Origin of the sequence: Ectothiorhodospira shaposhnikovii (genome assembly GCF_016584105.1) — a bacterium.
In the GTDB taxonomy this organism is placed as follows: domain Bacteria; phylum Pseudomonadota; class Gammaproteobacteria; order Ectothiorhodospirales; family Ectothiorhodospiraceae; genus Ectothiorhodospira; species Ectothiorhodospira shaposhnikovii.
In genome coordinates, this window is sequence record NZ_NRSM01000004.1 from 57,788 (window position 1) to 76,076 (window position 18,289).

The window sequence follows — 18,289 nt, forward strand, 5'->3', positions numbered from 1 at the left end:
ATACTGACTTGAAAACCTTGGTGGGTGCTGAGGGGATCGAACCCCCGACATTCGCCTTGTAAGGGCGACGCTCTACCAGCTGAGCTAAGCACCCATCTAAAGCACGCTAGTTTACAGCATCCTTCAGCGCTTTACCAGCCTTAAAACTGGGAACATTGGAAGCTGCGATCTCGATGGTCTCGCCGGTACGGGGATTACGACCGCTGCGGGCTTCGCGCTTGCGCACCAGGAAGGTCCCGAATCCGACGATCGTCACCTGATCACCCTGGCGGAGCGCACCAGAAATCACGTCGATCATGGAGTCCACCGCACGGGCAGCCGCTGCCTTCGGAAGATCGGCGGAGCTGGCTACGGCGTCAATCAGTTCGGATTTATTCATTCAATTTTCCTTCGCTTGGGCAGATTGGGTAAACGGGTGGTGTGAGGGTCGCACGAGTCGCGGAAAAAACGCATGTGAGTGCGCCTGACTCTCGCGGTCGGCGCCATGACTCGTGCCAATGAAGATTCTAGGTATCGTTATGGGTGCTGCGACAAGAACGCGGACTTTATACCAAGCGGATTTCAGGCCTGTCAACAAGCCTTCATGCTACGGCAAAAGGGCCGACGGAAGGCCTTCACTGCCCCATGACGGGACCAGGACGACCCATCGGAAGGGTGAATTCTCCGATGGGTCGTCCTGCGGGTCAATACCCGCCAACGTCCGTGTCATCTTGTCTGCATCCAGCAGGCTCAGTGATGAGGTACGCTTCTTGGGGAAGCCTCATCCCCGCCTTTTGCGGAGACCACCTCCGGCTTTTCCGGCTTCTCGCCTTTCACAGAGGCCGGACACTGATTGAGTGCGATGGCCAGCACCTCATCAATCCAGCGCACGGAGCGAATATCCAGCTTGCTCTTGATATTCTTTGGAATGTCCACAAGGTCCTTTTCGTTTTCCCTGGGGATGATGACCGTCTCGATACCCCCCCGATGGGCCGCCAGCAACTTTTCCTTCAGTCCGCCGATGGGCAGAACCTCACCGCGCAGGGTGATCTCACCCGTCATCGCCACATCGGAGCGCACCGGACTACCCGACAGCGCCGAGACAATGGCCGTGCACATGCCGATGCCGGCACTGGGACCATCCTTGGGTGTCGCACCTTCCGGCACATGGATATGGATATCCTTCTTCTCGTAGAAATCCTCGGCAATACCCAGCGTGCTGCAGCGACTTCGCACCACGGTCATGGCGGCCTGAATGGACTCCTGCATCACATCCCCGAGCTTGCCCGTATGCAGACACTTGCCCTTGCCGGGAACCACGGCGGCCTCGATGGTCAGCAATTCGCCACCCACCTCGGTCCAGGCCAGTCCGGTCACCTGCCCCACCTGATCGTGCTCCTCCGCCAGACCGTAGCGGAAACGACGCACACCCAGGTACTTGTCCAGATTCTTCGGCGTAACCTGGGTCTTGCGCTCGGTGCCCTTAAGCAGGTGCTCCTTGACCACCTTACGGCAGATCTTGGAGATCTCCCGCTCCAGATTACGCACCCCCGCCTCCCGGGTATAGAAGCGGATGATGTCCCGAATGCTGGCTTCGGTGACCACCAGCTCGCCATCCTTGAGACCGTTGTTCTGCATCTGCTTGGGCAGCAGGTAGCTCTGGGCAATGCTGGTCTTCTCGTCCTCGGTATATCCGGGCAACCGGATAACCTCCATTCGATCCAGCAGGGGGCCGGGGATATTCAGACTGTTGGCCGTGGCCACGAACATGGTGTCCGACAGATCGAAGTCCACCTCCAGGTAGTGATCGGCGAAGGTGCTGTTCTGCTCCGGGTCCAGCACCTCCAGCAGGGCCGAAGCCGGGTCACCCCGGAAATCCATGGCCATCTTGTCGATCTCGTCCAGCAGGAACAGGGGATTGCGGGCCCCCACCTTGGAAAGGTTCTGCACGATCTTGCCGGGCAGTGCCCCGATATAGGTGCGGCGATGGCCGCGGATCTCGGCCTCGTCACGCACCCCCCCCAGGGACATGCGGGTGAACTTGCGGTTGGTGGCGCGGGCTATGGAGCGCCCCAGCGAGGTTTTGCCCACGCCGGGAGGCCCCACCAGGCACAGGATCGGGCCCTTGAGCTTGCGTACCCGCTGCTGCACGGCAAGGTATTCCAGGATACGTTCCTTGACCTTTTCCAGGCCGTAATGGTCTTCGTCCAGCACCCGCTGGGCCTCGGCCAGGTCGTTGCGCACCTTGCTGCGCTTCTTCCAGGGCATGTTGGCCAGCCACTCCACGTAGTTGCGCACCACAGTGGCCTCGGCGGACATGGGAGACATCATCTTGAGCTTGTTGAGCTCGTTCTGCGCCTTCTGCCTGGCCTCCTTGGGCATGCCGGCATTGTCAATGCGCCGCTGCAGGTCTTCCTGTTCCGAAGGGGCATCCTCCATGTCGCCCAACTCCTTCTGGATCGCCTTCATCTGCTCATTGAGATAATACTCCCGCTGGCTTTTCTCCATCTGTTGCTTCACGCGGCCGCGGATACGCTTCTCGATCTGCAGGATGTCGATTTCACCCTCGATCATGGACATGAGGTGTTCCAGCCGGGCACGCACGTCAACAATTTCGAGGATCTTCTGCTTCTCCTCGATTTTCAGTGACATGTGAGCGGCGATGGTATCCGCCAGCCGGGCGGCGTCATCAATGCCTGCCAGCGAGGTCAGGATTTCAGGCGGAATCTTCTTGTTGAGCTTCACGTACTGGTCAAACAGATTCAACACCGAACGGGTCAGCACTTCCATCTCCCGCTCATCCCCGCTCGGCGACTGTGCCACACGGGTGACCTGGGCAGTGAAATGCTCCTCGGCATCCACCAGTTCGATCACACGGGCCCGCTCGGAACCCTCCACGAGCACTTTGATGGTGCCGTCAGGCAGCTTGAGCAGTTGCAGGATGGATGAAAGGGTGCCGACACGGTGAATCTCGTCAGCCGAAGGCTCATCCACTTCGGCACTGCGCTGGGCAACCAGAAGGATCTGCTTGTTGCCGGTCATCGCCGCATCAAGCGCACGGATGGACTTCTCCCTACCGACGAACAGAGGGATGACCATGTGGGGATAAACCACCACATCACGCAGGGGCAGCACCGGGACGGTCTGAATCGGGTCATCCATGGCCGCCTGGGGTTTCTGATCATTATCCATGGTGTTCGTCTCTCATTTGGGATTTGGTGATAGATTTCACCGAAGCCGGGACCAACCCGGGATTGGCAATCCGCCATGAACTATTTGATGGGTATGATCCCCGGGAAATCAAGGCGCCCTGAGGGAAAAAGAGTACAAATCGGACAAAGGGAGGGAGAAACAATCACGATTGGTCATGGCGGTTGCCGTCGTGACATGACGGCAACCGCCGCAAAACAGGAGATCCCGGCAATACGCCAGGATCCCGCTCACTGACTGCTTCAGTCAGAAGCCGCCTTCTGATAGTCAGAATTCTCATAAATCAGGTAAGGGTTGGCATCCCCCATGATCACCGCATCATCGATCACCACCTTCGAGACACCTTCCGCCGAAGGAATCTCGTACATGGTATCCAGCAACACCTGCTCCAGGATGGTCCGCAGACCACGGGCACCGGTCTTGCGCTCCATTGCCTTGCGGGCCACGGCGCGCAGGGAATCCTCCCGGAACTCGATCTCCACCCCTTCCATATCGAACAGCTTGCGATACTGCTTGGTCAGGGCATTCTTGGGCTCGGTGAGGATGCGCACCAGGGCATCCTCATCCAGTTCCTCCAGGGTCGCAACCAGCGGCAGACGCCCCACGAACTCAGGAATCAGACCGAACTTGATCAGATCCTCTGGCTCCACCCCGAACAGCAGTTGAGTGGAGGATTGGGCATCGCTACGGCTCTTGACCTCGGCGGAGAAGCCGATGCCACCCTTTTCGGTACGATCGCGGATGACCTTTTCCAGCCCGGCAAAGGCACCACCCACGATGAAAAGGATATTGCGCGTGTCCACCTGCAGGAATTCCTGCTGGGGATGCTTGCGGCCACCCTGGGGCGGAACCGAAGCGACCGTACCCTCGATCAGCTTGAGCAGGGCCTGCTGCACGCCCTCACCGGAAACATCACGGGTGATGGACGGATTGTCGGACTTGCGGGAGATCTTGTCGATCTCGTCGATGTAGACGATGCCGGTCTGGGCCTTTTCCACGTCATAGTCGCATTTCTGCAACAGCTTCTGAATGATGTTCTCCACATCCTCGCCCACGTAACCCGCCTCGGTGAGGGTGGTGGCGTCGGCGATGGTGAAGGGCACGTTCAGCAGGCGGGCAAGCGTTTCCGCCAGCAGGGTCTTGCCGGAACCGGTGGGGCCGATGAGCAGAATGTTGCTCTTGGCCAGTTCCACGTCGTCCTTGCCCCCGCGGGCTTCCAGACGCTTGTAGTGATTGTACACCGCCACGGAGAGGATCTTCTTGGCACGCTCCTGCCCGATGACGTATTCATCCAGGATCTGCTTGATCTCATGAGGGCGAGGCAACTTGCTGCCCGCCACGGCGCCCTGTTCCTGCATCTCCTCGCGGATGATGTCGTTGCACAGTTCCACGCATTCATCACAGATGAACACCGACGGACCGGCGATCAGCTTGCGCACCTCATGCTGGCTCTTGCCGCAGAAGGAACAGTAAAGCAGTTTGCCGCTATCCGAATCCTTGCCTTTCTTGTCGCTCATGAGCGGACCTCAAGTAATACCATTCGGTTACACCTTGCCCCTTTTCGGGACAAGATGCAAGCCGCAACCGGACGCGGTTTTTCCCGTCGTCCGGAACCTTCCGGATCAGGCCCCCTGGAGCAAACTCCGGCTCTCAAGGACCTTGTCGATGATGCCGTATTCCTGGGCGTCAGCGGCACTCAGGAAGCGGTCGCGCTCGGTATCCTGTTCAATGCGCTCCACCGGCTGGCCGGTGTGCGTGGAAAGGATGCCGTTGAGCTGGTCGCGGACCTTGAGGATCTCCCGGGCGTGGATGTCGATATCCGTTGCCTGACCCTGGAAACCACCCAGGGGCTGGTGGATCATCACCCGGGAATGGGGCAGGCAGTAGCGCTTGCCCGCGGCACCGCCGGCCAGCAGCACCGCGCCCATGCTGGCGGCCTGACCGATGCACAGGGTGCTCACGTCGGGTTTGATGAACTGCATGGTATCGTAGATGGCCAGCCCGGCGGTGACCACACCGCCGGGGGAATTGATGTAGAGGCTGATGTCCTTGTCGGGGTTTTCAGACTCCAGGAACAGAAGCTGCGCCACAATCACGTTCGCCATGTAGTCCTCCACCGGACCCACGACGAAAATCACCCGTTCCTTGAGGAGCCGGGAATAGATGTCGTATGCACGCTCCCCCCGGGCGGTCTGCTCGACCACCATGGGGACCAGATTCAGTGCCCGGGTATCCAGGGCACCGCCCGCTGCTGCAAACCCACGATCGCTCATTTAGGCCTCGGTCTCCTGAGATGGGTTCATGAGACTATCGAAGCTGATGGACTCGTCCTTGACCTGGCACTGTTCCAGCACCCGGTCCACCACCTGCTGCTCAAGAACCATGGCTTCCAGGCCGCTCATGGCCTGCTTGTTATTACGATAGTACTTCATCACCTGTTCCGGGTCTTCATAACCGGCGGACATGGCTTCCAGCTCTGCCGTGACGCGGGCCTGATCCACGCGGATCTCATCGCGACGGATGATCTCGCGAATCACCAGTCCCAGGGCCACCCGGCGACGGGCCTCTTCCTCGAACAGTTCATCCGCCAGATCCGGCACACCCTGGGCGCTGCGACCGAAACGGGAGATGGCCTGTTCCCGCAGGCGGTCGATCTCGTCCTTGACCACGGCCTTGGGCAGATCCACCGCATTGCGATCGAACAGTGCCTGCATCACCTGGTCTTTGACCTTGGCCTTGACGGCCTGTTCCATCTCGCGCCCCATGTTCTTGCGCACTTCTTCGCGCAGCTTTTCAACGCCGCCTTCCTCGACGCCGAAGTCCTTGGCAAATTCGTCATTGACCTCGGGCAGCACGGATTCCTGCACGGCCTTGACCGTGACGGCGAACTCGGCCGGACGACCGGCCAGATGCTCGGCCGGATAATCTTCAGGGAAGGTCACGGAAATGGTCTTCTGGTCACCGGCCTTGAGCCCTTCCAGCTGCTCTTCGAAGCCGGGGATCATGCGGCCTTCGCCCAGCTCCAGGTTGGCCCCCTCGGCACTGCCGCCCTCAAAGACCTCCCCGTCCAGGGTGCCGGTGAAGTCGATGACGATACGGTCACCCTTGGCCGACTCGCGTTCCACGTCGGACCACTGGCGGCGCTGCTTGCGCAGGGACTCAACGACCTTGTCCACGTCGGCATCGGTGATGTCCACCTGGGGACGGGTGATCTCCACGCCGCCCATGTCGGCGGGCACCACCTCGGGGAAGACTTCGAAAACGGCCACATATTCCAGCGCCTGACCGGCTTCGACGGACTTGGGCTCGATATCGGGAGGACCGGCGGGAATCAGGTTTTCCTGAGTCAGGGCATCCTGATAGGAAGACTGCATCAGTTCACCCAGCACTTCCTGGTAGACCCCGTCGCCATAGCGCTGCTGGACCACCTTGAGCGGCACCTTGCCGGGGCGGAAGCCATCAATCTTCACCCGCTTCACCAGGGATTTGAGACGACGATCCACTTCTTCCTGAATCCGCTCGGCAGGCACCTGAACCGTCATGCGCCGTTCCAGGCTGCTCAAGGACTCCACTGATACTTGCATGGACTGAAAACCTCTTCGCGTCGTTCGCGTCTATTTCAGAATTCTTGGACTTGGCAAGACCCGGGACCCGAGGGCACCGTGCGTGCGCCCTTCATGCCACCCGGCCAATCGCCGAATCCCTGAGGGTGTGTCTGCCGGACACGCATTGCCGATGGCTTGAACATGGTGCGAAAGGAGAGACTCGAACTCTCACGGGTTACCCCACTGGAACCTAAATCCAGCGCGTCTACCAGTTCCGCCACTTTCGCCAAACACCGTCACTACCGTGACGTAGCAGGGCATTATACAGGCACGCCCGCAGCTTCATAACCCTGCCCCACAATGCAAAAAGGCCCGACAATCGTCGGGCCTCCTGCATATCCGGACAAGTGGTGGGCCGTGTAGGAATCGAACCTACAACCAATGGATTAAGAGTCCACTGCTCTACCAATTGAGCTAACGGCCCAGGAACACGACTTTTCGTTTCACGCTTCCATGGTGCGGCATCCTGAGAATGCCTGCATGATCATCCCTGTCAAATGGGGTGGCCGACGGGGCTCGAACCCGCGACAACCGGAATCACAATCCGGGACTCTACCATCTGAGCTACGGCCACCATAAAACAGCACTGCTATCACATCAAACCAGACAATTGGCGCGCCCGGCAGGACTCGAACCTGCAACCCTCGGCTTAGAAGGCCGATGCTCTATCCGGTTGAGCTACAGGCGCCTGAACTGTACCGCCCGGCGGTTCAAATGGTCGGGGTAGAGGGATTCGAACCCCCGACATCCTGCTCCCAAAGCAGGCGCGCTACCAGACTGCGCTATACCCCGGATTTCCCGAGCACCGCAAGCAGTCAAGGGCGATGCCGAAGGCGCGTATAATACGCAGAACCCGGGACATCGTCAATCCCATCATGCATTCCGAAACACCCCCGGCCATCATGGACGCCCCACCGGGCGATATCAGCCCTCCCCGCCCTCGGACGACACGCGCTGCAGACGCCGGCGCCGCCAGCGAAACAGCATCAGCGCCGGCCCCGAGAGGGCATAAACCACAAATCCGAGCCAAAGCACCTTCGGCGGATCAATGGCCGTGAGCATCACCGCCAGCAGCACCGCGATGACCACGAAAAAGGGGACCCGGTGACGAAAGTCCATATCCTTGAAACTGAAATAGGTGAGACTGCTCACCATGGCCGCCCCGCACAGGACGGTGATCAACAGCGCGGGCAACATCATGCCGGCACCGGAAAACTCCAGGTCGTTCCAGACCCAGACCAGCCCCATCATGACGGCGGCGGAGGCCGGGCTGGGCAAACCCTGGAAAAACCGCTTGTCCGCCACCCCCAGCTTGGTGTTGAAACGGGCCAGGCGCAGGGCCGCGGCAGCGGTATAGAAGAAGGCGGCCACCAATCCCAGTTGGCCAAGCCCGTTCAGCACCCACAGGTACATGACCACCGCCGGCGCCACCCCGAAGGACACCATGTCTGCCAGGGAATCGTACTCGGCCCCGAAGGCACTCTGGGTGTGGGTCAGCCGCGCCACCCGCCCATCCACGCCATCCAGCACCATGGCGACGAAGACCGATATGGCCGCGGCGATGAAATCCCCGTTGATGGCCGCCATGATGGCAAAAAACCCGGCGAACAGCGCCGCCGTGGTGAACAGATTGGGCAGAAGGTAGATCCCCTTGCGCCCCTTGGGATGTTCGGGTTGCGACTCCATCATCACGCCCCTCCCGCCGATTCTTTTTTGTGCAACAAGGTGGCAATCACGTTGACCCCCGCCAGAACCGTCTGACCGGGCTTCACGTCCACTCTGGCATTATCGGGCAGATAGAGTTCCACCGGGCGCCAGAAACCCAGAAACCCGCAGCGCCTGCCCTGCCCCAGCCGCTCGCCGGCATGCGCCAGGATGCTCAGGCGATGGGGCCAGCGCCGACGATCCGTGGCCATGACCACGTCCTCCTTCTCGTCGGTCTGCAGCCAGATGGCAAAACGACCCTCGGCCTCCGCCACTTCCTGACCCTCGCCACCCGCCCAGTACTGCTGGAACTTGCCTTCTATCGGACTGTGGACATTGAATTCGCCGAAACGGCGCTGCTGCAGGGTGACACGGGTGGTCCGGCGATTCAGGAACGGGTCATGACATTCGCACACCTCGGCCACCACCGCATCCACGGGACTGACCACCGCCAGCGGATTGGGCGGGGTCTTGCGCGGCATGTCACGGAACATCACCAGCGCGGCGATCAGCAAAAACCAGGTCGGGAATGCCCACAGGCCCAGAAAAAAATGCGCCAGGGCCACCAGAACGGCGACCTGGGCCAGATAGGGGCGTCCTTCCGGAGCAATGGGAAGCATGGATGTACCCCGCACGAAAGGCCCGAAGGGCATGATCGCCTTCGAGCTGGATGACAGACATGACAGGGGCTGCGCCTGGCGCAGCCCCTGTCATCACAACACCACGAAAGATCAGTTCTTGGACTTGTCCACGATCTTGTTGGCCTTGATCCAGGGCATCATGTCACGCAGGCGGGAACCCACCACCTCGATGGGATGCTCGCGGGCGATGCGACGGCTGGCCTTGAGCTTGGCATTGCCGGAAGCACTTTCCAGGATGAATTCGCGGGCGAAGTCACCGGTCTGGATCTCGCGCAGGATCTTGCGCATCTCTTCCTTGGTCTGTTCGTTGACCACGCGGGGGCCGCGGGTGATGTCGCCGTACTCCGCCGTATTGGAGATGGAGTAGCGCATGTCGGCGATGCCGCCCTCGTACATCAGATCGACGATCAGCTTGAGTTCATGCAGACACTCGAAATAGGCCATTTCCGGCGGATAGCCGGCTTCCACCAGGGTTTCGAAACCGGCCTGGACCAAGGCGGAGGCACCACCGCAGAGCACGGCCTGCTCACCGAACAGGTCGGTTTCGGTCTCGTCCTTGAAGGTGGTCTCGATCACACCGGCGCGGCCACCGCCATTGGCGGAGGCATAGGACAGGGCGATGTCACGGGCACGACCGCTGGCATCCTGATAGACAGCGATCAGGCTGGGCACGCCGCCGCCCTGCTTGTAGGTGGAGCGCACCAGATGGCCGGGGCCCTTGGGCGCGATCATGATCACATCCAGATCCTCACGGGGCTGGATCTGCTCGAAATGGACGTTGAAACCATGGGCGAAGGCCAGGGCACCGCCTTCCTTCAGGTTGGGTTCCACCAGATCCCGGTAGAGGGCGGCCTGATGCTCGTCAGGGGCCAGGATCATCACCAGGTCGGCATTCTTGACCGCCACTTCGATGTTCTTGACGTTCAGACCGGCATCTTCGGCCTTCTTGGCGGAGACCGAGCCGGGGCGCAAGCCCACGGTCACGTCGACACCGGAGTCCTTCAGGTTGTTGGCGTGGGCGTGGCCCTGGGAGCCGTAGCCGATGATGGCCACCTTCATCCCCTGGATGATGGAGAGATCGGCGTCTTTGTCGTAATAGACCTGCATGGTAGGTATCCCCGAAATACGGATAAGGAGTAAAGGTTCAGATGAAGAAAAATGGGATCAAAGCCTGAGGGCCACGTCGCCGCGGGCAATGCCCATGACGCCGGAGCGTACCACTTCAACCACCTCGAAACCGCGTACCGCGTCGATGAAGGCATCCAGCTTGGGGCTGTCGCCGGTCAGCTCCACCACATAGGCGGTGGCGCTTACATCGATGATGTGGCCGCGAAAGATCTCGGTCATGCGCACGACCTCGGCCCGCTGCTCACCGTCCTGGACCTTGAGCTTCACCATCATCATCTCGCGTTCGATGTGGCGATGCTCGGTCAGGTCCAGCAACTTGACCACGTCCACCAGCTTGTTGAGCTGCTTGGTGATCTGCTCGATCACCTCATCGGACCCCCGGGTCACCAGGGTCAGGCGGGACAGGGTCGGGTCCTCGGTGGGGGCCACGGTGAGAGACTCGATATTGTAGCCACGGGCCGAGAACAGTCCGGCCACCCGGGACAGGGCGCCGGACTCGTTTTCCATCAGGATTGAGATTATGTGTCTCATGGTCGCATCACAGGAGGATCATTTCGTTCTGGCCCGCACCGGCCGGAACCATGGGATAGACGTTCTCGCTCTGGTCGGTGACGAAGTCCATGAACACCAGGCGATCCTTCATCTTCAGGGCCTCCTGGATGGCGCCTTCCACGTCACCCGGCTGTTCGATGCGCATGCCCACGTGGCCGTAGGCCTCCGCCAGCTGCACGAAATCGGGCAACGCATCCATGTAGGACATGGCATAGCGCCCCTGATAGAAGAATTCCTGCCACTGGCGCACCATGCCCATGTAGCGGTTGTTCAGCGCCACCACCTTGATGGGCAGATGGTACTGCAGGGCGGTGGACAGTTCCTGGATGCACATCTGGATGCTGGCCTCGCCGGTGACGCAGACCACGGTCTCGTCCGGATGGGCGATCTGGGTGCCGATGGCCGCCGGCAGACCGAAGCCCATGGTGCCAAGGCCGCCGGAGTTGATCCAGCGATTGGGCTTGTCAAAGCCGTAGAACTGGGCCGTCCACATCTGGTGCTGACCCACGTCGGAACAGACGAAGGCATCACCCTTGGTCAGGCGCCAGAGGGTCTCCAGCACATGCTGGGGCTTGATCAGCTCACTGGTCTTGTCGTACTTGAGACAGTCCATGGCCCGCCATTCGTCGATCTGCTTCCACCACTTGGCCAGGGCCTCCTGATCGGGCCGGGCCTCGCCGGCCTTGATCTCCTTGATCATGGCCTTGAGCACCGGGTCCACCTGTCCCACGATGGGTACATCCACCTTCACGTTCTTGGAAATGGAGGCCGGGTCCACGTCCACATGGACGATGCGGGCATGGGGGCAGAATTTCTCGATGTTGCCGGTGACCCGGTCATCGAAGCGGGCACCGATGGCGATGAGCACGTCGGCATGGTGCATGGCCATGTTGGCCTCGTAGGTGCCGTGCATGCCCAACATGCCCAGGAACTGCCGGTCGGACGCCGGATAGCCACCCAGACCCATGAGGGTGTTGGTGATGGGGTAGTTCAACAGCCGGGTCAGCTCCGTCAGGGACTTGGCCGCATTGCCCAGGATCACGCCGCCGCCGGTATAGAGCATGGGCTGTTTTGCCGACAGGATCAGGTCCACCGCCTTGCGGATCTGCCCGGGATGCCCCTTCACCGTGGGGTTGTAGGAGCGCATCTTGATGGTCTTGGGATAGCTGAACTCGAAACGGGCGGCGGTGATGTCCTTGGGGATGTCCACCACCACGGGCCCCGGACGGCCGGTGGTGGCCACATAGAAGGCCTTCTTGATGGTGGTGGCCAGATCCTTGACATCCTTGACCAGGAAATTGTGCTTCACGCAGGGACGGGTGATGCCCACGGTATCCACTTCCTGGAAGGCATCGTTGCCGATCAGGCTGGTGGGCACCTGGCCGGTGAAGATCACCATGGGCACGGAGTCCATGTAGGCATCGGCAATACCGGTGACGGCATTGGTGGCGCCGGGACCGGAAGTCACCAGGACCACGCCGGGCTTGCCGGTGGACTTGGCGAAACCTTCGGCGGCATGTACCGCCCCCTGTTCATGTCGCACGAGGATATGCTTGACCTTATCCTGCCGGTACAGGGCGTCGTAGATGTGAAGTACGGAGCCGCCGGGGTACCCGAATATCAGATCAGCACCTTCCTCCTGCAGACAGCGGACGAAAATCTCGGCACCGGTCAATTCCACGGTCTTGGTCTCCTGCTGCATAAGAAGCTTGCCTGCTCTGGGCTGACTCCATCCCGAGGCGGCCCATGGAAGGCTTCACCCGCGGAACGAAGGGGAAAAGGCTCGATAATAATATGTCGGGGCATGAATTTCACCATCTCCCTGAAATACCCCTCTCCCATGCCCGCTGCCCGCGCACGCAAAGCCGGGCATGCCCGCCCGTAACGGGCCGGATGGCATGTCCCGGGCTCCATGGAGTCTGGTTCATGGGGGCATGAAAAGGTTTTGTCACGCCCGGCACCAGGGTGGGAACCCTGGAAATCCGGGGGGATGGCGGGCAGTTCAGCCAGGATATCCGTCTGGATGTGCGGGAGCACCCCTGGGTGGGGTGAATGCGCCCTACCCGCCCCAGCCGTATTGCTCGAAGAATCTGGGCAACATGTCCAGCATCTCGTCCCGGGTAAAGAAGCGATCGGCCCGGGCCAGCCGCATCTGATCCCGCAGATCCTCATCCCCACCGAAGCAGAATACCGGGATGTTGACCTGATACGCCATTCGCAGGGTCCGTATCACGTCCAGGGGATCAAACGTACCTTCCTCGTCCAGGTCCACCAGCATAAAGCGGTGGAGCAGGATGTCGTTCCAGTCCCCCAGTTCCGCCAGATCCGTGGCCACCACCCGGGTCCAGCCGATGGGTGCCACCATGTCCAGATCAGACAGCAGGGGTTCACGGGACGTCATGACGATGAATCTGCGATCCAGGCGGGACTGAATGGAAGCCCGGTTCACGCCTGACTGTTCACGAAAAGTGCCTGAAGTAGAAATCACTGTGCGCCAGCTCCTCGTATAGCCTGACCCGCTCCTCCATTCCCAGTTTCAGGATCCGGATCAGGGCCAGTGCCTGTTGACCATCGACGATGTGCATTCGCCCCACCAGATCCTCATCCGGCGCTAGGCAGTGGGCAGCCAGGGGGTCGGGGTCTTCCACATAGAGCAGAAAGGCCTCGCAATCCTTGTCGTCCGGGTCCAGGGGTTGCATCACCACCCTGCCCAACCAGGCCAGGCGTGCCACCTGGTTGAACTGGCGGATATCGAACTTTCTGCCCTTCCGGTAGCGGTTGAGCTCGTTACGGATATCACTGACCCGGCCAATCCTGACTTCCTTCATAAGATTTAACTCTAGCCTTATTCCCGAAAAGGTCAACCCCCTCTGAGCAGACCGTGCCTACACATCCCCGTCGTGATCGAAAGTGCCGATGTCCTCCCCCGCCATCTGTCGGCGCACGAATGCCACATCCCGATCCGACAGGGCAAACGGGAAGGACATGATGTCCGTGGGACTCGAATCCCCGTAGGGACGGTTGCAGGCCGAGATCTCGTCGTCGGAATGCCCGGGGCAACCGGAGGTCTGGAACGGGCGTCCGGAAGCGATCAGGGCCTCCAGTTCCTGCCGATCCAGACCGAAATCGGTCACTTGCCCCTGCCCGTTGAAACCCATGTCCTGCACCCGCACCCCGCGGTAGTCGATCAGGAAACGGGCCAGCTGTACCCGCCGCCACTGGTCCCGGGGCACCGGCGACCAGTCCTCCATCAGGGAACCCTGTTCCGGGAAGAAGGCGAACAGATGATTGTGCCCACCCATGTCACGGATGCGCTGACAGACCTCCAGCATCTCCTGCTCCGTCTCCCCCATGCCGCAGATGAGATGGGCACCGAAACGCTCAGGGCCGTAGATCTCGGCGGCCCACTCCAGGGCCCGCCAGTAGGTGTCCCAGCGATGGGGACTGTCCACCGCGGCGCCCCGGGTGCGCTCGAAGACTTCGGGCGTAACGGCGTCCAGGGCCACGGTGAAGATCTGGGCACCGATGTCCCGCAACCGCACCAGGTCGGCACGGTCCATGGTGGTGGGATTGGACAGGATGGAGGCCGGGATGTGGGGCACCGCCTTCACCCATTTCTCCAGCAGGATCGCGGTGTCCTCGTCCGAATCCGGGTGGGTGATCATGGAGATGCACATGCGTTCGAAACGCCCCTGGTCGGCCCCGTTGCGGATGCGCTCGATCACATCATCGTAGCGGGCCGTGGGCCAGTCCACCCGGATGAAGTTGCGGTCGGCATAGTCACGGGACTCCTCCCGATGCCGGGCAAGACCGCAATAACTGCAATTGGCCCGGCAGCCTTCCGGATAGGTCACCAGCAGATTGAGACAATGGGTACAGCCGGTACGGTGCATCCAGCCCTTGACCAGCCCCAGGGTGATGGCGGCGGCGGTGGACATCTGCACGTATTCCGGGGAACGCATTCTGGGCGTCCGGATGTACGGATCGGGACGATAGAAGTTGACCGGGATGTCCCGGGCATCGGCGAGAGTGCTCATGAGAGTGTCCGCTCCTCGGAAGTCTGTGCGTGTGTGTGTTCCTGATTCGCGGCCTGCAAATATTCCGGAAAGGCGATCCAGCCACGACGGTGGGGGGCATCCTGATCCAGTGCCGATGCCTGCCAGGCGGCGATCAGCTCCCGACGCCGGATCACGGCCCGGACCAGGCCGGGCTGATAGAGGTCGCGGATCTCCTCGTCATAGTCGGCCAGGGCACTGTCCTCGCCCCGCAGGCAGGCCAGCGCCGCCGCCCCGGCCCGCTCGCCGGAGATCACCGCCGGAGCAATGCCGCCGCCAGTGATCGGATGGGTCAGGCCCGCCGCATCGCCCACGAACAGCACCGCCCCATGGACCAGGGCCTCCCGCATGCCACCCACGGGAATGGCCCCACCGGTACGGCGCAGTATCTCCGGCCCGACCCGCCCTTCCCGCACCAGCGTCCGATGCAGGGCATCCAGGGGCGCCTTGAGATCCGGTGCCAGGCGCTTGTCGATCCCCAGGCCCAGATTGGCTTCCTTCCCCTTGGGAAAGAGCCATGCATACCCCCCGGGATAGTCCCCGGACAGCCAGATGTCCGTCTCCTGGTGGGCCTTGAGCAGCGGCACGGTGTACTGCCGGGTCTGTACCGTGGCCAGGGCCGGCAGCCCCAGATGGGCCGCCACCGGAGAATGGGGGCCATCCGCCGCCACCAGCACCCGGTAGGTGATGCAATGGGTTTCCTTTCCGCGCCGGATCCGGGCCAGCCGCGCCGCCGGGTCCAGCCCCACCAGGGTCGCGCCGGTCCAGAGTCCGGCGCCGGCCTGTTCGGCCCGCCGGGCGATGGCCCGGTCAAAGGCCCCGCGGTGAATCATGATCCCGGGAAAGTCACTGTCGTGACCCATGCCCGAGGGCAGATAGGTGGTCATGCCGGTGATGGGCTGGCAATACACCGACGCATCCCGGGCATGACGCCCCATGGGCAGGGGGATGAACTCGGCACACTGCACCGGCTCCCCCACCACGGCCCGACGGTCCACCGCCAGTACCCGGGCACCGCCCTCGGCCGCGATCCGGGCGGCGCTGCCGCCACCGGGCCCCAGCCCCACCACCAGCACGTCAACCGGCGGCATGGGTCCCCGCCCTTGTCGATGCCGGGTCACGGGAGTCCAGGGCCTTGCGCAGGACCTGCAGGAAATCCTCCCGGGAGAGCATCAGCATCTCCACCCGGTAGGCGTCGAAGAAACGATGAATGTTCGTCTCCAGCTCCGCCACCGGCGTCTCCTTGAGGGACGCCTCCAGATCCACCAGCATGCGGCGGGGATTCATGAAGAAGTCACCGGTGATCCAGACCTGGCGGATGATGTCCCGGGCCTCGTCCAGCATCACCCCGGCCCGCATGAGGCCGCCCGGACAGCGATGCACCGCCTCCAGCAGGGGCATGCCCCCCGCCGGGCGATGACGCTGATAGACCCAGTCTTCGCTGTCGATCTCCACCAGGGCCTGGGCAAAATGGGTCTGCTCCCGCGGGTTCAGGTCATCCTCCGGCACCAGATCCACCTGGAAGGCCTCGGCAAAGGCTTCGGCCAAGGCGGACTGGACCCGCGCCAAGGGCGGCGGCTCGCCCAGCAGCTCCCGCAGGTTCGTCACCCGCTCCCGGGCCGAGGCAATGGCCTTGTCGGAGAGCTTTTCCGCCGGGATGCGCAACACCCTGAGCATGCGTTCCACGTCGAAGTCGATGAGCAGGGTGCCCTGATACATGATGGAGTTGCCGTCAAAGGCCCCGCCAGTACCGGAGATCTTGCGGCCGTCCACCTCGATGTCGTTGCGGGGACGGTAGCGGGCATCCACGCCCAGACGACGGATGCCGTCCGCCGCGGCCTCGCAGATGCGACGGGCTATCTCCCCCATGTCGGCGGTGCCCAGAAAACGGCGATCCAGATACAGTTCCCAGCCGATCTGACCCGGATCGAAATAGATGGCACCACCGCCGGTGATGCGGCGCTGGATGTCGATGCCCTCGGTCCGGCAGTGATCGACCCGCAACTCCTGCTCCACGTTCTGGTGGAAACCCACCAGGGCGCAGGGCTCGAAGCGCAGAAAACGCAGGGTATGGGGACTGTCTCCCGCCTGATGACATTCCAGCAGGGTCCGGTTCAGGGCCATGTTCTCGGCGGCCCGGCGCAGGCCGGTGTCCAGGACTCTGAGACTGATCTTTTCCGACATCACTCCAACTCCCATTGCATGACCTGGATGTTCCCCCTCGCCCGGGGAGAGTGGCTTGGGATCATGAGCGCGCCATGGCGGCTGGTGCCTGGGCGACGACGGGGATACCGGCCAGCCCGCGGGGCATCCGGCGCCGACGCTCATCCTCAAGGATGGCCTCCAGGTCCAATTCCAGACCGGCCCGTTCATCCCCCAGCACCTCCTCGCCCACGGCCATGGAACAGCAGGAGGGGATGACGCGGACCCGGTATCCCAGGCGGGCCGCCAGTTCCACGGTCCCTTCGGCCGGATGGGCCAGCCCGCTGATGCCCGCCATCACCGCATAACTGTCGATCATGGCCTTCACCTCGCCCGAGGGACGGGCACACCCCAGCAGCAGCGGTGTCCCCGGCAGGGCCTGACGGGCATCCAGGAAAAATCGGCCCACCGCATCCGGGTCCGGCGTCTCGAAAGGCCGTTTCGGATTGGCATGAAACGGCATCACCACCACCAGCACCACCGCATCGGGGGTATGACGCCGGAGCATCTCCAGGGCATGCCACTCCCCCAGAAAGCGTCCGTAATGCAGCCCCATGACGATATGGGGCACCACCTTCATGGGGGTCTTCACCAGGTGCTCCAGGGTGGCCTCGAAATCCTCCACCCTGCGTCGCAGGTGGTAGACCTGGGTGATGGTTTCCTGGGCACCGATCACATCCATCATGGCGGCATCGATGCCCGAATCGGCCATGCAGCGGGCGGCATCCTCGTCCACCAGGGCCGTGTGCAGCGCGATGCGAAATTGGGGAAATTCATCCTTGATGCGGCGAATGGTGTCGTAATAGGGGCCGTACTCCACCTCGTTGCGGTGGTTGGAGCCGCCGGTCAGGAGCATGCCCTGCCCCCCCTCCTCCACCAGCCGGTTCACCAGCGCCCACAGGGCGTCGGGAGAACGGGCGGGAATCATGGGTTCCAGCAACTTGGCCTTGCAGTGATCGCACTGCAGCTTGCAGTCGGCACCGGTGATGGACACCGCGGGCCAGGCATCGCCGGCGCAGCGGCTGATCTCGGTGGTCTGGTAGGACTTGAAGCTAGGGGTGTAGAAATCGATCCGGGCATCCGAGACCAACCCATCGGACGGATGCCGGGCCTGGAAACGACGCACCAGATCGGGATTCAGGGGCAGATCTTCCAGGGCCTCGATACGGGCGGCCAGCGGGTACCAGTCGGTCATGGGAATCCTTGCTTGACG

Annotated in this window: 16 protein-coding genes and 6 tRNA genes; all 22 read right to left on the bottom strand. The window is 62.0% G+C overall.

Annotation, left to right across the window (positions count from 1 at the left end; genetic code table 11):
• Nucleotides 1-18: 18 nt before the first annotated feature.
• The 22 genes from CKO35_RS03425 to CKO35_RS03530 all read right to left on the bottom strand — a co-directional run bounded on the left by CKO35_RS03425 (nucleotide 19) and on the right by CKO35_RS03530 (nucleotide 18,271).
• Nucleotides 19-94, bottom strand: a tRNA-Val gene (locus tag CKO35_RS03425).
• Between the two features lie 12 nt (nucleotides 95-106).
• A complete protein-coding gene (locus CKO35_RS03430) occupies nucleotides 107-379 on the bottom strand; it encodes an HU family DNA-binding protein (protein WP_200172678.1) in 273 nt (90 codons plus the stop codon).
• A 350-nt stretch (nucleotides 380-729) separates the two neighbouring features.
• The gene (gene lon, locus CKO35_RS03435; RefSeq protein ID WP_200172680.1) at nucleotides 730-3,171 is read right to left on the bottom strand and encodes an endopeptidase La; all 2,442 of its coding nucleotides are present in this window, start codon (nucleotides 3,169-3,171) and stop codon (nucleotides 730-732) included.
• Nucleotides 3,172-3,431: 260 nt separating this feature from the next.
• Nucleotides 3,432-4,706, bottom strand: a complete 1,275-nt coding sequence (clpX, locus tag CKO35_RS03440) for an ATP-dependent Clp protease ATP-binding subunit ClpX (RefSeq protein ID WP_200172682.1) — start codon at nucleotides 4,704-4,706, stop codon at nucleotides 3,432-3,434.
• Between the two features lie 105 nt (nucleotides 4,707-4,811).
• Nucleotides 4,812-5,462, bottom strand: coding sequence for an ATP-dependent Clp endopeptidase proteolytic subunit ClpP (clpP, locus tag CKO35_RS03445; protein ID WP_200172684.1), 651 nt, complete (start codon nucleotides 5,460-5,462; stop codon nucleotides 4,812-4,814).
• On the bottom strand, nucleotides 5,463-6,773 hold the full coding sequence (tig, locus tag CKO35_RS03450) for a trigger factor (protein WP_200172686.1): 1,311 nt from the start codon (nucleotides 6,771-6,773) through the stop codon (nucleotides 5,463-5,465).
• Between the two features lie 163 nt (nucleotides 6,774-6,936).
• Nucleotides 6,937-7,021 (bottom strand) — tRNA-Leu (locus CKO35_RS03455).
• A 121-nt stretch (nucleotides 7,022-7,142) separates the two neighbouring features.
• A tRNA-Lys gene (locus CKO35_RS03460) sits at nucleotides 7,143-7,218 on the bottom strand.
• 74 nt (nucleotides 7,219-7,292) lie between these two features.
• Nucleotides 7,293-7,368: transfer RNA gene (locus tag CKO35_RS03465), tRNA-His, on the bottom strand.
• Nucleotides 7,369-7,405: 37 nt separating this feature from the next.
• Nucleotides 7,406-7,482: transfer RNA gene (locus CKO35_RS03470), tRNA-Arg, on the bottom strand.
• A gap of 27 nt (nucleotides 7,483-7,509) precedes the next feature.
• Nucleotides 7,510-7,586 (bottom strand) — tRNA-Pro (locus CKO35_RS03475).
• A 132-nt stretch (nucleotides 7,587-7,718) separates the two neighbouring features.
• Nucleotides 7,719-8,483 (bottom strand): CDP-diacylglycerol--serine O-phosphatidyltransferase, encoded by a 765-nt coding sequence (gene pssA / locus CKO35_RS03480; protein ID WP_200172688.1) that lies wholly within the window; start codon nucleotides 8,481-8,483, stop codon nucleotides 7,719-7,721.
• Nucleotides 8,483-9,118 carry a phosphatidylserine decarboxylase gene (locus CKO35_RS03485; RefSeq protein ID WP_200172690.1) on the bottom strand — a complete coding sequence of 212 codons (636 nt, stop codon included), beginning with the start codon at nucleotides 9,116-9,118 and terminating at the stop codon, nucleotides 8,483-8,485. Before CKO35_RS03485 ends, pssA begins: the two co-directional genes overlap by 1 nt.
• Before the next feature lie 111 nt (nucleotides 9,119-9,229).
• Nucleotides 9,230-10,246, bottom strand: coding sequence for a ketol-acid reductoisomerase (gene ilvC, locus CKO35_RS03490; protein ID WP_200172692.1), 1,017 nt, complete (start codon nucleotides 10,244-10,246; stop codon nucleotides 9,230-9,232).
• 57 nt (nucleotides 10,247-10,303) lie between these two features.
• Nucleotides 10,304-10,798, bottom strand: a complete 495-nt coding sequence (gene ilvN, locus CKO35_RS03495) for an acetolactate synthase small subunit (protein WP_200172700.1) — start codon at nucleotides 10,796-10,798, stop codon at nucleotides 10,304-10,306.
• A gap of 7 nt (nucleotides 10,799-10,805) precedes the next feature.
• Nucleotides 10,806-12,521, bottom strand: a complete 1,716-nt coding sequence (locus tag CKO35_RS03500) for an acetolactate synthase 3 large subunit (RefSeq protein WP_200172702.1) — start codon at nucleotides 12,519-12,521, stop codon at nucleotides 10,806-10,808.
• 357 nt (nucleotides 12,522-12,878) lie between these two features.
• A complete protein-coding gene (locus tag CKO35_RS03505; RefSeq protein WP_200172865.1) occupies nucleotides 12,879-13,268 on the bottom strand; it encodes a hypothetical protein in 390 nt (129 codons plus the stop codon).
• A gap of 10 nt (nucleotides 13,269-13,278) precedes the next feature.
• Nucleotides 13,279-13,647, bottom strand: coding sequence for a hypothetical protein (locus CKO35_RS03510; RefSeq protein WP_200172704.1), 369 nt, complete (start codon nucleotides 13,645-13,647; stop codon nucleotides 13,279-13,281).
• Nucleotides 13,648-13,704: 57 nt separating this feature from the next.
• A complete protein-coding gene (locus tag CKO35_RS03515) occupies nucleotides 13,705-14,856 on the bottom strand; it encodes a radical SAM protein (RefSeq protein WP_200172711.1) in 1,152 nt (383 codons plus the stop codon).
• The gene (locus CKO35_RS03520; protein ID WP_200172713.1) at nucleotides 14,853-15,965 is read right to left on the bottom strand and encodes a geranylgeranyl reductase family protein; all 1,113 of its coding nucleotides are present in this window, start codon (nucleotides 15,963-15,965) and stop codon (nucleotides 14,853-14,855) included. The genes CKO35_RS03515 and CKO35_RS03520 overlap by 4 nt, the downstream gene beginning before the upstream one ends.
• On the bottom strand, nucleotides 15,952-17,058 hold the full coding sequence (locus CKO35_RS03525; RefSeq protein ID WP_200172715.1) for a lipoate--protein ligase family protein: 1,107 nt from the start codon (nucleotides 17,056-17,058) through the stop codon (nucleotides 15,952-15,954). Before CKO35_RS03525 ends, CKO35_RS03520 begins: the two co-directional genes overlap by 14 nt.
• Nucleotides 17,059-17,119: 61 nt before the next feature.
• Nucleotides 17,120-18,271: a radical SAM protein gene (locus CKO35_RS03530; protein ID WP_200172717.1), complete on the bottom strand. Its 1,152-nt coding sequence runs from the start codon at nucleotides 18,269-18,271 to the stop codon at nucleotides 17,120-17,122.
• Between the last annotated feature and the right edge of the window lie 18 nt (nucleotides 18,272-18,289).